Genomic DNA, 13810 nt, shown 5'->3' with positions numbered 1-13810 from the left:
CTCTACACACAATATGGAGATTTGGCGTGTGAATGTATAAACGATGACAAAAAACGCCGCCGCTATGGTTCCAGCACGCCAGTTTTGTCCGCGGCCCGGCGATTGCCTTTGACATGCCGGCTTGGGCTGGTGCAGACTTCTTTACGCCTTATACGCCGCTGCAGCGTTAAGGATCTTACCGTGCCCGCAGCGCCGGGCACGGCCAACGCCATAGGTTGTTTTCGTGGCTCATGGGTAATACCACGTGCATGTCATAATGTAAGGAGGAATGGATGAGTCGTCTCACCGCGAAAGATTTCCCCCCTGAACTGCTTGAGCTTTACGATTACTATGCACACGGCAAGATTTCTCGCCGTGAATTCCTTGACCGCGCCGCCAAGTATACCGTCGGCGGTTTGACTGCCGCCGCGCTGTTGTCTTCGCTAAGCCCCAACTATGCATTGGCGCAGCAGATTGAATTCACCGATCCGGATATCCTGCCGCAATACATTACCTATCCATCGCCTAACGGCCATGGGGAGGTGCGCGGCTATCTGGTGCGCCCGGCCAAAACCGAGGGGCCGCTAGCGGGCGTGGTGGTGGCGCATGAGAACCGTGGGTTGAACCCCTACATCGAAGATGTGGCGCGCCGTGTTGCGAAGGCCGGCTTTGTCGCATTGGCGCCGGATGGGCTGAGTTCGGTCGGTGGCTATCCGGGCAATGATGATAAAGGGCGTGAGCTGCAAAGCCAGGTGGATCCCACCAAGCTGATGAATGACTTTTTTGCCGCCGTTGAGTTTCTGATGGCCGATAAGTCAATCACCGGCAAAGTGGGCATTACCGGCTTTTGCTATGGCGGTGGCGTCGCCAATGCGGCGGCCGTCGCCTACCCTGAATTGGGAGCCGCGGTGCCGTTCTATGGCCGCCAGCCGCGTTCGGAAGACGTGCCGCGCATCCAGGCTCCACTGTTGATCCACTACGCGGAACTGGATACCCGGATCAACGAAGGCTGGCCGGCTTACGAGGCGGCGCTTAAAGCGGCCGGCAAAAACTACGAGGCGTATATCTACCCTGGCGTGAATCACGGCTTCCACAACGATTCCACGCCGCGTTACGACAAGGCGGCGGCAGAGTTGGCCTGGGGGCGGACCATCGACTGGTTCCGCCGCTACCTGGTGTAGCGGGCCACGGTCTCTCTTTATCAGCACGCCGGTGCATGGGCACCGGCAGTGCTTTACTGCGTTCTTGCGGCGCGGCGCTTTTGTTTTTCCAGGAAGAACATCACTTCGAGCTTCAGGCCATCCGGATCGAGAAAGTACACCGCATAATACCCCTCGCCATAGCTTGGATAGGCGGCGGGCGCGTCAACGATGGTGACGTTTTCTTTCAACAACACGCCATAGAGCGCATCGACATCTTCATACCTGGCCACCTCAAACGCATAGTGATGGAACCCCACGTCTCCCGTGCGGTGGTGGTGCTTGCGGCCCTGTTCGTCGGCTTCGGTGATCCAGAACATGGTCTCGCCGTTCGTCCAACCGACCACGCGGTCAAACTCCCACTCGATACTGAACCCCATAAAACCGAGCACGCGGTTGTAGAACTGCTTCGAACGCGCCAAATCGCTCACGCGGATGGCGAGGTGGTCAATACCGATGACTTTTACCATTTGGGTTACCTCCTGGGTAGGCTGAATCAAAGGCATGTTAGCGCCGGGCGGCAGGCGAAAGCGCTGGTTGCGTCACACAACCGTGTTTGAAGCGGCCCGGTATGGGCGGCGCGCCTGGCGCCTTACGACGTTTTTTTGGTCTTCGGGTATTTCCAGAGCCAACGGCCGCTGACCATCCGCCAGTAGAAAAGCAGGCCGCGCAGGATCCAGTCGAAGAACATTCCCAGCCAAATGCCCACCACGCCGAAATTAAGCACGATCCCCAGGAAATACCCCACCAAAATGCGCCCGCCCCACATGCCCAGCATGGAAACCCACATGGTGAAGCGCGCATCGCGCGCGCCTTTCAGCCCGGCCGGTAACACCCACGAGGCGGCCCAGAACGGCATAAAGGCCGCATTCAGCCAGATTAAGGTTTTGACCACATCGATAACGTCTTCTTCATTGGTATAGAAACGAGCCATCATGCCGGCGAACGGGGCCGAGAGCATCGCCAGCGCGCAAAGCCCCAGCGTGGATAACCAGAAAATATGCCGCAGCTGGCGCTCCGACTGGGCGATTTGCCCCTTGCCCAACCGCGTGCCGACGATAATGGTTGAGGCGGAGCCCAGGGCATTGCCCGGCAGGTTGATTAACGAGGCGATCGAGAAGGCAATGAAGTTGCCGGCGATCACGTTGGTCCCCATCCCCGCGACGAAAACCTGCGTCAGCAGTTTGCCGCCGTTGAACAGCACCGATTCGATACTGGCCGGAATACCGATGCCCAGCACTTCGCGCAGGATATTGGTGTTCATCGGCAGGAAGTAGCTTTTCAGCGGGATTTTCAGCGCCGGGTTGAAGCCGGTCATCAGCACAAAGATCACGGCGGCGGCGCCGATATAGCGGGAAATGGTCAAGCCAAGGCCAGCGCCGATAAAGCCCAGGCCGTCCCAAGAGAAACAACCGTAGATCAGCAGGCTGCTGATCACCAGGTTCAGAATGTTCATGCCGCCGTTGAGCAGCATCGGGATTTTGGTATTCCCCGCGCCGCGCAGCGCGCCTGAACCAATCAGCGCAATAGCCGCCGCCGGATAGCTCCAACTGGTCATTTGCAGATAGGAAAGCGCCAACGCTTTGACTTCCGGCGCGGCGCTGCCGGCAATCATGTTGATGATTTGCTGCCCCGAAAACTCGATAACCAGCGCCAACAGAACCGCAAACACCGTCATGATCGCTAAAGACTGGCGCGCGGCGGCGCGGGCGCGCTCGTGATCCAGCTTGCCGAGGCTGAACGCCACCACCACCGTGGTGCCCAGATCGACCGCGGCGAAGAACGAAATCACCACCATATTGAAGCTGTCTGCCAGGCCCACGCCCGCCATGGCTTCCTTGCCCAGCCAACTCACCAGGAAGGTACTGAGCACGCCCATTAACAGTACGCACAGATTCTCGAAGAAAATAGGTACGGCGAGGGGCGTTATTTCACGCCAGAACAGCACACGATAGGAACGCCGTTTGGGATACCAGGGCGTGCGCTCAATCGCTTTGCGCAAAGAGAGGATGACGTTTTGCAAGAGAGTCCAGATGCCAGGAAAAGTGGAACAGCGTTTTGAATCATGATGGTAAAAGATTCGGCATTATGCAAAGTCTTTTTTGCTACCGTTTTGCACAAAATTTTTCATGCGTTTCACCCGGCGCAAGCGCGTTAAAAACCGGGGGAAAACGCAGGGTATCAGCCACGCCGTATCTCTGCGGCGCGCTGCGCGGGTTCCGCCAGATGCCGGCCGCCGCCAATCGGTTGCTGCAAATGTAACATAGATGCAACATGGCTGGTTGGAAATGCAACAGTAACTCGGCGCTATGCTCCTTTCACTCAATTGATTTTCATCATTTATTTCTCCTCTTGAAGTTGGCACACATTCTGCTAACACCGTTATAACCAATGATTATCTTTTTATTTTCATAAAGCAGAAAACGTTATATAGAAAAATGATAATTCGCGGCGAAAGCGTTTTTCACCCTACGCGATATCAAGCCAACTCGCCTGCAACCTGATGTATGGCGGATATAAAAATTCATCAATAAAAGACGGGAGTGCCCTATGTCCATTTCAGAGCCAGGTAATCATCCGCTGCAGTTTGCCTATTGGGTGCCTAACGTGTCGGGCGGGTTAGTGATCAGCAATATTCCGCAGCGCACCAGTTGGGATATCGGCTACAACCGAAAACTGGCGCAAATCGCCGAACGCGCCGGTTTTGACTATGCGCTCACGCAGATCCGTTTTACCGCCGGCTATGGCGCCGACAACCAGCATGAATCGGTGTCTTTTTCCCAGGCGCTGCTGGCATCGACGGAAAAGCTGAAAGTGATCGCCGCCTTGCTCCCCGGCCCCTGGAACCCCACCCTGGCGGCAAAGCAAATCGCCACTATCAGCCACCTGTACGGCCCGCGCATCGCGGTCAATATCGTCAGCGGCTGGTTCCGTGGGGAGTTTAAAGCCATCGGTGAACCCTGGCTCGACCACGAAGAGCGCTACCTGCGTTCGGAAGAGTTCATTCGTTGCCTGCAAGGCATCTGGCGCGAAGCCAGCTTTACCTTTGCCGGCGATTTCTATCGTTTTCGTGATTATTCCCTCAAGCCCAAGCCGCTGGCGCCGCTGCCGGAAATTTTCCAGGGCGGCAGCTCACGGGCCGCGCGGGATATGGCCGCGCGCGTTTCCGATTGGTATTTCACCAACGGCAACACGCCTGAAGGCATCAAAGCACAGGTGGATGACATCCAGCGCAAGGCGGCACAAAACCAGCATCAGGTGAAGATCGGGGTTAATGGCTTTGTTATTGCGCGTGAAAGCGAAAAAGAAGCGCAGGCGGTGCTGCGGGAAATTATTGATAACGCCAATCCGGACGCGGTGAAAGGGTTCCAGCACGAAGTGAAAAACGCCGGCAGCGCATCGCCGGAGGGCGAGGGCAACTGGGCCAAATCCACCTTTGAAGATTTGGTGCAATACAACGACGGCTTTAAAACCAACCTGATTGGCACGCCGCAGCAGATCGCGGAACGCATCATTGCGCTCAAACAGGCGGGCGTCAATCTGCTGCTGCTGGCTTTCCTGCATTTCCAGGAGGAAGTCGAGTTCTTCGGCAGGGAAGTGATCCCTCTGGTGCGCGAGCTGGAAAAGCAATCTCGGCCTGCCATTGCCCCGGTTAACTGACGATAACCCCACCGGCCTGGAGATCATTATGACGTTATCAGAAACATCGCCTTCCTCGCTGGCGGCATTCCAGCAGGCGTTGGCAGGGGAGCTCGATGCAGAACCGATCGACGCCGAGCATAGCGGTGCGTCCTTGGCGCTTTCCGGTATTTCCCTTGCCTTTGGCGGCGTCAGCGCGTTAACCGATGTCTCGCTGCAAGCCGGCCCATCGCAACTGCTGGCGATTATCGGCCCGAACGGCGCCGGTAAAAGCTCGCTGCTGAATGTGATTTCCGGGCTGTATCGGCCGGATAAAGGGGCGATTGTGCTCGATGGCCGGCGCTACCGCGCCATGAGTGCACAGAAGCTGGCCAGCGCCGGCGTCGCGCGTACGTTCCAGAACCTGGCGTTGTTCCATGGCTTGTCGGTGCGGGATAACGTGCTGCAAGGCCTGGCGCACCGGCGGCAAACGGCGCTGTTCAGTGAAGTGTTCGGTTTGCCGCGCGCGCGGCACGAGACGGCCAGCCACCGGCAACAGGCCAATGCGGTGATCGATTTTTTTGGCCTGCAACCGGTTGCCGATAACCCGATAGGCAGCTTGTCCTACGGCCTGCAAAAGCGCGCCGAACTGGCGCGCGCGCTGGTGACGCGGCCGCGCCTGCTGCTGCTGGACGAGCCGATGGCGGGCATGACGCTGGCCGACAAACAGCGGCTTAGCGGGCTAATCCGCGACATTCGCGCGCATTTCGGCACCACGATCCTGCTGATTGAGCATGATATCGGCGTGGTGATGAACCTGTCGGATCGCATCGTGGTGCTGGAGTATGGGCGCAATATCGCGACGGGCACGCCAGAGGCTATTCGGCAGGATCCAGCGGTGATTGCCGCTTACCTGGGCGCCGCCTCCGGGCCAGCGCCTTCTGCGGAGGCGGTGTGATGAATATCGACTGGCTGTTTTTAATCGAAGTGCTGGTCGGCGGGCTGTTATCCGGCGTGATGTATTCGCTGGTGGCGTTGGGTTTTGTGCTGGTTTACAAAAGCTCGGGCGTATTCAACTTCGCCCAGGGATCGATGCTGTTGTTTGCCGCGTTAACCTTCGTTTGCCTGGTCGAGCGCGGCTGGTCGGTCTGGGCGGTGCTGCCGATCACGCTGGTGATCATCTCACTGCTGGGCATGCTGATCGAGTTCTCGGTGCTGCGGCCGCTGGTGAATCAGCCGCCGATTATTTTGTTCGTCGCCACGCTCGGCGTCTCCTACATCATCGAAGGTGCGGCGCAACTGCTGTGGGGCACCCAGGTGCATGCGTTGGATCTCGGTATCGACGACACCCCATTTGAGGTGGGCGGGGTGCTGATCAGCCTGTTTGATCTGTTTGCCGCCGGCGTGGCCGGGCTGCTGGTGCTGTTGCTGAGCCTGTTCTTCCGCTATACGCACACCGGGCTGGCGTTTCGCGCGGTCGCCGACGACACCTTCGCCGGGCTGGCGGTAGGCCTGAACATTGGCCGCCTGTGGGCGGTGGTCTGGGCGGCGGCGGGCGTGGTAGCGCTGGTAGCCGGCCTGCTGTGGGGAGCGCGGCTCGGGGTACAGTTTTCGCTTTCTCTGGTGGTGCTCAAAGCGTTGCCGGTGCTGGTGCTTGGCGGCTTCGATTCGATCGCCGGGGTGATTGTCGCCGGCCTGCTGGTCGGCGCCATTGAGAAGCTCGGCTCGGTCTATCTCGGCCCATTATTGGGCGGCGGCATTGATAGCTGGATCGCCTATGCCGTTGCGCTGCTGTTCCTGTTGATCCGCCCGGCAGGGCTGTTCGGCTCCCACCGTTTGTCGAGGTTGTGAACATGTCGATATTGCCCCTCGCTATCCGCCGTTATCCACTGCGGAGCCTGCCCCTTGGGCTGCTTGCCCTGCTGGGCGTGGCGTTTGTTCTGTTGCCGTGGATTGGCGATGAATACCTTTTTGATGCGGTACTGACGCCGTTTCTGGCGCTGTCGCTGGCGGCATTGGGGCTGAATGTGCTGGCGGGCTATACCGGGCAGATATCGCTTGGCAGCGCCGCTTTTATGGCGGTGGGCGCCTATGCCGCGCTGAATCTTATCAGCCGGCTGCCTGTTCTGCCGTTGCCGATCGTACTGCTGCTGGCCGGCGCCATCAGTGCGCTGCTGGGGCTGATTTTCGGCTTGCCCAGCCTGCGGCTTAGCAGCTTTTATCTGGCGATCTCCACCTTGGCGACCCAGTTTTTCGTCCAGTGGGCGTTGAATAACTTCGGCTGGTTTTCCCTTAACAGCGCTTCTGGCGTGGTATCGGTGGCGCCGTTGCACCTGGGGGAGTGGGCTATCGACAGTTCGGTGCGGCGTTATCTGTTCACGCTGGCAGTGGTCAGTTTGCTGACCTGGCTGGTAGTGCGGTTGGTGAATTCGTCCGCTGGCCGGAATTTTATTTCCGTCCGCGATAATCCGCTGGCGGCGCGGGTGATTGGCGTGCCGATCCTGCGTACCAAGATGATCGCCTTTGGCCTTTCCTCTTTCATCATCGGGATCGCCGGCGTGTTGTGGTCGTTTACCTATCTGCGCAACATCGAGCCGGCGGGTTTTAACCTAGAGCGGTCGTTCCAGTTGCTGTTCATCATCATTATCGGCGGGTTGGGCACCGTGCGCGGGGCGTTTCTCGGCGCGGCGCTGCTGACGCTGTTTCCGCTGCTGCTCGCGCGCGGCAGCGAATGGCTGTTCGGGCAACGGGTCGATTCCGGCGTGCTGGAGCTGGTGCAGAACATCATTATCGGCGTGCTGCTGATCGGCTTTCTGATCGCCGAGCCCAAAGGACTGGCGGCATTAACGCAGCGCCTGGCCGCCTACTTTACCTCTGGGAGAAAACGCCATGTCTGACGATACCCCGTTGCTCAGCGTCACTCACCTTAGCGCCCGTTATCAGCGGTATATTATCGCGCTGGAAGATGTTTCCCTCACCGTGGGTGAAGGGGAGATTGTCGCCCTGCTCGGGCGCAACGGTGCCGGGAAATCGACGGCGCTACAGGCGATTTCACACCTGTTGCCGGCGCGCCGCGGCGAGGTGAGCGCCGGCCGGGTGCTGTGGGCCGGCCAGGATATCACCGCCGAAGCGCCGCACAAGCTGGTGCGCCGTGGGATTGTGCCGGTGCTTGAAGGGCGGCACTGCTTTGTTTCCTTAACGCTGGAAGAGAACCTGATCACCGGCGCGCTGGCGCGTTCGGCGTCCCGCGGGCAGATACGCCAGGGGCTGGAGGAGATTTATCAGATTTTCCCGCGCCTGAAAGATAAACGCCATCTGCCGGCCGGCCTGGCTTCCGGTGGCGAACAGCAGATGGCGGCGATTGGCCGGGCGCTGATGGCCAACCCCAGGCTGTTATTGCTTGATGAGCCTTCAATGGGCCTGGCACCCAGGATCGTCGAGGAGATTTTTACCGTATTGAGCCAGCTTAATCAGCGGCAAAAGCTGTCGATTCTGGTGGCGGAACAGAATTCCACCGTCGCATTACGCCATGCCCATCGGGCTTACGTATTGGACAGTGGCAGCGTGGCGCTTTCCGGCAATGCGCAGGAACTGAGCCAGCAGGAAGATGTGCCGAGGATCTATCTCGGCTTTGCGGCATGACCTTTCTTACAGGAGAGTACAACATGAGCACCATTCAAACCCAAGACGCCGTTTCCGTTTCTCAAACACCGGCGGACAGCGCCCCGCGCGGCGTTCCGGGCTATCCCAAGCCGGCGGCGCCGGCCCATATCATTAAAAGCGATGAAGAAGCGATTCGCGTTGCACAGGCATTGGCCGCGCAGTTTGCCGTGAACGCCGCCGAACGCGATCGACAGCGGATTTTGCCGATCGACGAGCTGGACGCCTTTTCACAAAGTGGGCTATGGTCGCTGAACGTGCCCAAACGCTTCGGCGGCCCGGAGGTATCGTATGCCACATTGGCGCGTGTCGTGCAGATCATCGCAGCGGCCGATCCATCCATCTCGCAGATTTCACAAAACCATTTAGGGGTAGTGGCGGCGATCCGCACCGTCAGCGACGAGCAGCAGCAAAAAACGCTGTTTGCCCAGGTGCTCAGCGGCGAGCGCTTCGGCAATGCGTTCTCCGAGTTTGGCAGTAAACGGGCGGCGGACTTTGAAACCCGCTTTGTGGATAACGGCGATCACGTACTGGTCAGCGGCAAAAAGTTCTATTCCAGCGGCGCGCTGCTGGCGCATTGGGTGCCGATCGTGGCGCTCGATGACCAGGGCCGGGCATGGTATGCGATTGCCGAACGCGATGCCCCAGGGCTGGTGGTGATCGACGATTGGTCTGCTTTCGGCCAGCGCACCACGGCCAGCGGCACCGTGTTGCTGAACAATGTGCGGGTGGCGAAAACCCACCTGGTGCCCGGTTATAAAGGCTATGAAACCCCCAGCGCCGATGGGGCGATCTTCCAGATTATTCAGGTTGCCGTGGATACCGGCATCGCCGAAGCGGCGATTAACGACACCATCGCCTTTGTGCGCGAGAAATCGCGTGCCTGGGTAGACAGCGGGCAAGAGCACGCCAGCCAGGATCCCTACACCATCCAACGCATTGGCGATTTAACGCTGCGGCTGCATGCCGCCGAAGCGCTGCAGGAAAAGGCCGGCCTGCAGATAGACCGTGCGGTAGCCGAACCCACCGCCGAGAACGTGGCGAAGGCGCAGATCGCCGTTGCCGAAGCCAAAGTGTTAAGTACGGAAATCGCGATTGAAGCCACCAACCGCCTGTTTGAGCTGGCGGGCACCCGCTCCACGCTGGCCGAGCACAACCTGGATCGCCACTGGCGCAACGCCCGCACCCATACCCTGCACGATCCGGTGCGCTGGAAGTATGCCATTTTGGGCAACTATGCCTTGAATGGCGTTAACCCACCGCTGCACGCCTGGAGCTGATCGCCGCCGGCCAGATAACCAAAATAATAATGCTATATAACAGGGTATAAACATGGTCAAAATTAACATGACATCATCACCTGCAATCACATGGCTTGCCCGTTTTATCGTTGGATTGATGTTGCTGGCGGCGCAATTATCGCAGAGCGCCAGGGCGGATGAGCAGTACTTCCCATTGCAAAGCTACCGGGTTGGCCCTTATGCCGCGGCGGGCAGCGGCTTCTTCGGCGGCTTTATCGATTATCTGACGCTGATTAACTTGCGCGACGGCGGGGTGAATGGCGTGAAGCTCACCTGGGACGAATGCGAAACGCAATACGAAGTCGAACGTGGCGTAGAGTGTTACAAACGGCAGAAAAGCCGCCCCAACGTTGCGGCATGGAACCCGCTTTCCGTGGGCATTGCCTATGCCATGATTGACGACGTAACGCGCGATAAAACGCCGCTTATCACCATCGATCACGGTAGAACCGATTCCACCGACGGCCGGGTTTTCCCCTATGTTTTCCCGTTGCTGCTAAACCCGTACAGCGAGACTTCCGGCATCATCAAGTTTATCGGCAGCCGCGTGGGTGGGCTTGAGAAACTGCAGGGCAAAAAGATCATCGTGCTGTACCACGGTTCGCCATACGGTAAGGAAACCATCCCGATTTTTGAACTGCTGGCGAAAAAGTACGGCTTTGACCTGCAACAGATTGAAGTGCCGCACCCGGGTAATGAGCAGCAATCCCAGTGGCTGACCATCCGCCGGGCCAAGCCAGATTTTGTGGTGCTGCGCGGCTTTGGCGTGATGAACCCGGTGGCGTTGAAAACCGCCCAGAAAGTGGGCTACCCGGCCGATCATATTATCGGCAACGTGTGGTCCAACTCGGAAGAAGACGTGATCCCGGCCGGCAGCGCGGCCAAAGGCTACATTGCCCTGACCACGCAGGCCTCCGGTTCGGTGTATCCGGTGGTGAAAGAGATCGTGGATAAAGTTTACGGCGCCAATCAGGGCAACCTGCAGGACCGGAAGCGTATCGGCAGCGTGTATCACAACCTCGGCATCGTTAACGGCATTCTGAACGTTGAGGCCATTCGCATTGCGCAAGCCAAGTTCGGCCACCGAACCCTGACCGGCGATGAGATCCGCTGGGGGTTTGAGCACCTGCGCCTGGATCCGGCGCGGGTGGAGAAACTGGGCGCCAAGGGGCTGTTCCATTCGATCAACGTCACCTGTGAAGATCATGAAGGGCAGGGACGGGTGACCTTCCAGCAATGGGACGGCAACCATTGGTCGGTGATAAGCGATTGGATTGCGCCGGACTGGGCGCTGCTACGGCCGATTATTGAAAAATCGGCCAGCGACTATGCCAAAGCCAACCAGATCACGCCGCGCCAGTGTAAGGATGACAGTTAGCGCTGCATAATCCCTCTGCGCCCAGAGGGATAAAAAACGCCGGTCAGTTCGCTGCCGGCGTTTTTTTGTGTTTGACCAGAGGATGCATTAGCCAAGATGCCGTTTGGCCTCCTGGCGCACGCGGTGCAGCACGTGGCGTTTGACTTCCCGGTATTGCGGCTGTTCGGCCAGCGTTTCGATATCGCGATCCTGGCCAAACGGCAGCACGATCTCATCGACGATCTTGCCCGGGCGGGCGGACATAATCAGGATCCTGTCCGCCAGAAACAGCGCTTCTTCAACATCGTGCGTGACAAACAGCAGGGTGGTGCGGGTGCTCTGCCAGGCGGCGCGCAACAGTTCCTGCATCATGATGCGGGTCTGCGCGTCCAGAGCGCCGAACGGTTCATCCAGCAGCAGCACTTCCGGCCCCGGCAACCAGGCGCGCGCCAGCGCCACCCGCTGCTTCATGCCGCCGGAAAGCTGCCACGGCGCATGGTGCTCAAAGCCCTGCAGCCCCACGCGTTGCAGCCAGTCCATTGCGCGGGCGTTAACCTCCGCCTTATTGTATTTGTGCAGGCGCGGGCCAAAAGTGACGTTGTCCAGCACGGACAGCCACGGGAACAGGTTCGGCTGCTGGAAGATCATGCCGCGCGAAGGCTCGGGTTTTTTGATGGCTTTCCCCGCGCACAGTATGCGGCCGCTATCCGGTTGGTTAAAGCCGGCCACCAGATTCAAAATGGTGGATTTGCCGCAGCCGGAAGGGCCGAGCAGCACCACAAATTCTCCTTTATCGATGGCCAGCGAGATATCTTCCAGCACGGTAAAGGGGCGGGGCTTTGCCGCAAACTGCAGCGACACGTTTTCCAGTAAAATATGTGCAGCCATTACTCTTTCCCCGTCCAGGGCACCAGCAGCCGTTGCAACCCCAGAATGAATAAATCCAATAAATAGCCAATGCCGCCCAGCAGTAAAATTCCGAGCATGACAATATCGGTGCGCAGATAAGAGCTGGCGTTGATCACCATCCAGCCCAGGCCCGAACTGGCCGCCACCATCTCTGCGGCGATTAATGAGGTCCAGCCGATGCCAATCGACAGCCGGACGGTGGTAAATAATTCCGGCAGGGCGTCTGGCAGCACCACGCGTAAAAATATCTGGTGGCGAGAAGCCCCCAGCGTTTGCGCCACCCGGATGCGGGAGGCGCTGATCCGTTCGGCCGCCGCGCTGGCCCCCACCACTACGCTTAAAAAGGTGGCGATGAAGATTAAAAAGAACTTGGACGCTTCACCGATGCCCAGCCACACCACCGCCAGAGGGATTAAGGCAATCTTGGGCAGCGGGCGCAAAAATTGCACAAACGGCCCCAGCACGGCGGTAAGGGCATCGGAGCGGCCCATCATCAGCCCGAGTGGGATACCGATGACAATCGCGACGGCAAAGGCGCCGAGCGCCCGCGCCAGGCTGACGGCGATGTGCTGCCAAAGCGGCACTTGCCGGTAGCCGTCCGCCAGCAGTTCGCCGGTTGTCAGGCCGATATCGGTCAACGAGGGCAGTAATAGCGGATCAACCCATTGCCGGCTGGCGGCGATTTGCCACAGCGCCAGGAATAGCGCCACCGACAGAATGCTGATGGCGACATGATGACCGAGCTTCATTTTGCCGCTGCCGCCGCATCGCGAATGTAGCGGGAGTTGATCGCGCTATCCCAGTTATCCGGGATATCACGCTGGCGGATCTCACCGATATCCGCCAGGAAGTGCGCGGTTTTACTTAGCGCCTGGCCGATGCCGCTTTGCGTGGTATGGCTGCCGTCACCCAGCCAGGCCGCCGTTCCTTGTTCCGCCAGCGAAGGGTACTCCAGGCCGCCCAGGGTATTGGCCGCGGTAGCAACCGGCGCGCCAACCTCTTTGGCCACCAACGCCGCCGCGTGTTCCGGATCTTTACGGAACTCATCGACCTTCTGCTGGTGGACGCGCAGGAAGGCGCTGACGGTCTGCGGGTATTTTTCAGCAAAACGCTTGCTGACCACATAGTTGTTGTAAATTAGGTAACCGTCTTTTTGCAGATCTTTGGTGGCGAACACCTGATGGCCGCCGGAGGATTCCAGCTCCTGTGCAAATGGCGCCCATACATAGCCGGCATCAATATCCCCGCGTTTCCAGGCGGCCACCATATCGGCCGGGCGCAGCGGCAGCAGGGTGATTTTACGCCGATCGAGCTTATTGACGCTGATTGCGGCTTCCAGCGCATATTGGGCGGTGGAGTTTGGCGGATAGGCGACCCGTTTTCCTTCAATATCTTTAATATTGTTAATACCTTGTTTGCCGATCAGCCGCTCATAGGTGGCGATCACCCCGGAGACGCCGACAATCTCTACCGGCAGTTTACGCACCACTCCGGCGGTGGCCGGGCTGGAGCCGAAGTTGGCGATATCAATGGCATCGCTGGCAAAATAGGTCAGGGCGTCTGCGCCGGAGGCGAATTGCACCCATTTCACTTTGCTGTTGAGCGCTTTATCCAGCGAGCCATCGGCCTTCGCCAACATCAATACCTGTGAACCGCCGCTGTAGGCCACCCGCACTTCCGCCGGTGGCGGCGTTTCTGCCTGGCTTGCCGTTGCCCACAGGCTGCCGGCGATCAGTAACATGGAAAGATTTTTTTTCATTGCCGTTTCCTTTAATGCATGAGAAATA

13 protein-coding genes are annotated in these 13810 nt (G+C 58.8%); 8 read left to right on the top strand and 5 right to left on the bottom strand.

Annotated elements, in window-relative coordinates:
* The first annotated feature begins 272 nt into the window (after positions 1-272).
* A complete protein-coding gene (gene yghX, locus ABFX35_RS14500) occupies positions 273-1160 on the top strand; it encodes a YghX family hydrolase (RefSeq protein ID WP_279023736.1) in 888 nt (295 codons plus the stop codon).
* 53 nt (positions 1161-1213) lie between these two features.
* Here yghX and ABFX35_RS14495 read toward each other — a convergent pair whose 3' ends face one another.
* Positions 1214-1684: a VOC family protein gene (locus ABFX35_RS14495; RefSeq protein WP_346081886.1), complete on the bottom strand. Its 471-nt coding sequence runs from the start codon at positions 1682-1684 to the stop codon at positions 1214-1216.
* A gap of 86 nt (positions 1685-1770) precedes the next feature.
* A complete protein-coding gene (locus ABFX35_RS14490; RefSeq protein ID WP_095848159.1) occupies positions 1771-3201 on the bottom strand; it encodes an EmmdR/YeeO family multidrug/toxin efflux MATE transporter in 1431 nt (476 codons plus the stop codon).
* A gap of 527 nt (positions 3202-3728) precedes the next feature.
* Here ABFX35_RS14490 and sfnG point away from each other — a divergent pair.
* The 7 genes from sfnG to ABFX35_RS14455 are packed head-to-tail and all read left to right on the top strand — an operon-like array spanning position 3729 to position 11135.
* Positions 3729-4838: a dimethylsulfone monooxygenase SfnG gene (gene sfnG / locus ABFX35_RS14485; RefSeq protein WP_095848161.1), complete on the top strand. Its 1110-nt coding sequence runs from the start codon at positions 3729-3731 to the stop codon at positions 4836-4838.
* A 28-nt stretch (positions 4839-4866) separates the two neighbouring features.
* A complete protein-coding gene (locus ABFX35_RS14480; RefSeq protein ID WP_346081884.1) occupies positions 4867-5754 on the top strand; it encodes an ABC transporter ATP-binding protein in 888 nt (295 codons plus the stop codon).
* Complete coding sequence (locus ABFX35_RS14475) at positions 5754-6647, top strand: branched-chain amino acid ABC transporter permease (RefSeq protein WP_095848163.1); 894 nt, start codon at positions 5754-5756, stop codon at positions 6645-6647. Before ABFX35_RS14480 ends, ABFX35_RS14475 begins: the two co-directional genes overlap by 1 nt.
* Positions 6648-6649: 2 nt before the next feature.
* The gene (locus ABFX35_RS14470) at positions 6650-7693 is read left to right on the top strand and encodes a branched-chain amino acid ABC transporter permease (protein ID WP_346081882.1); all 1044 of its coding nucleotides are present in this window, start codon (positions 6650-6652) and stop codon (positions 7691-7693) included.
* Complete coding sequence (locus ABFX35_RS14465; protein ID WP_346081880.1) at positions 7686-8438, top strand: ABC transporter ATP-binding protein; 753 nt, start codon at positions 7686-7688, stop codon at positions 8436-8438. The genes ABFX35_RS14470 and ABFX35_RS14465 overlap by 8 nt, the downstream gene beginning before the upstream one ends.
* Before the next feature lie 23 nt (positions 8439-8461).
* Positions 8462-9736 carry an SfnB family sulfur acquisition oxidoreductase gene (locus ABFX35_RS14460; protein ID WP_279023748.1) on the top strand — a complete coding sequence of 425 codons (1275 nt, stop codon included), beginning with the start codon at positions 8462-8464 and terminating at the stop codon, positions 9734-9736.
* Positions 9737-9788: 52 nt separating this feature from the next.
* Positions 9789-11135, top strand: a complete 1347-nt coding sequence (locus ABFX35_RS14455; RefSeq protein ID WP_279023750.1) for an ABC transporter substrate-binding protein — start codon at positions 9789-9791, stop codon at positions 11133-11135.
* An 87-nt stretch (positions 11136-11222) separates the two neighbouring features.
* On the opposite strand, the gene ABFX35_RS14450 is transcribed toward ABFX35_RS14455, so the two are convergent.
* The 3 genes from ABFX35_RS14450 to ABFX35_RS14440 are packed head-to-tail and all read right to left on the bottom strand — an operon-like array spanning position 11223 to position 13782.
* Positions 11223-12002: an ABC transporter ATP-binding protein gene (locus tag ABFX35_RS14450; protein WP_279023752.1), complete on the bottom strand. Its 780-nt coding sequence runs from the start codon at positions 12000-12002 to the stop codon at positions 11223-11225.
* The gene (locus ABFX35_RS14445; RefSeq protein WP_346081877.1) at positions 12002-12772 is read right to left on the bottom strand and encodes an ABC transporter permease; all 771 of its coding nucleotides are present in this window, start codon (positions 12770-12772) and stop codon (positions 12002-12004) included. Before ABFX35_RS14445 ends, ABFX35_RS14450 begins: the two co-directional genes overlap by 1 nt.
* Positions 12769-13782 carry a taurine ABC transporter substrate-binding protein gene (locus tag ABFX35_RS14440; RefSeq protein ID WP_279023755.1) on the bottom strand — a complete coding sequence of 338 codons (1014 nt, stop codon included), beginning with the start codon at positions 13780-13782 and terminating at the stop codon, positions 12769-12771. The genes ABFX35_RS14445 and ABFX35_RS14440 overlap by 4 nt, the downstream gene beginning before the upstream one ends.
* Positions 13783-13810 lie beyond the last annotated feature (28 nt).

Origin of the sequence: Gibbsiella dentisursi (assembly GCF_039539505.1) — a bacterium.
Lineage (GTDB): Bacteria > Pseudomonadota > Gammaproteobacteria > Enterobacterales > Enterobacteriaceae > Gibbsiella > Gibbsiella quercinecans.
This window is presented reverse-complemented; position numbering and strand designations above follow the sequence as displayed.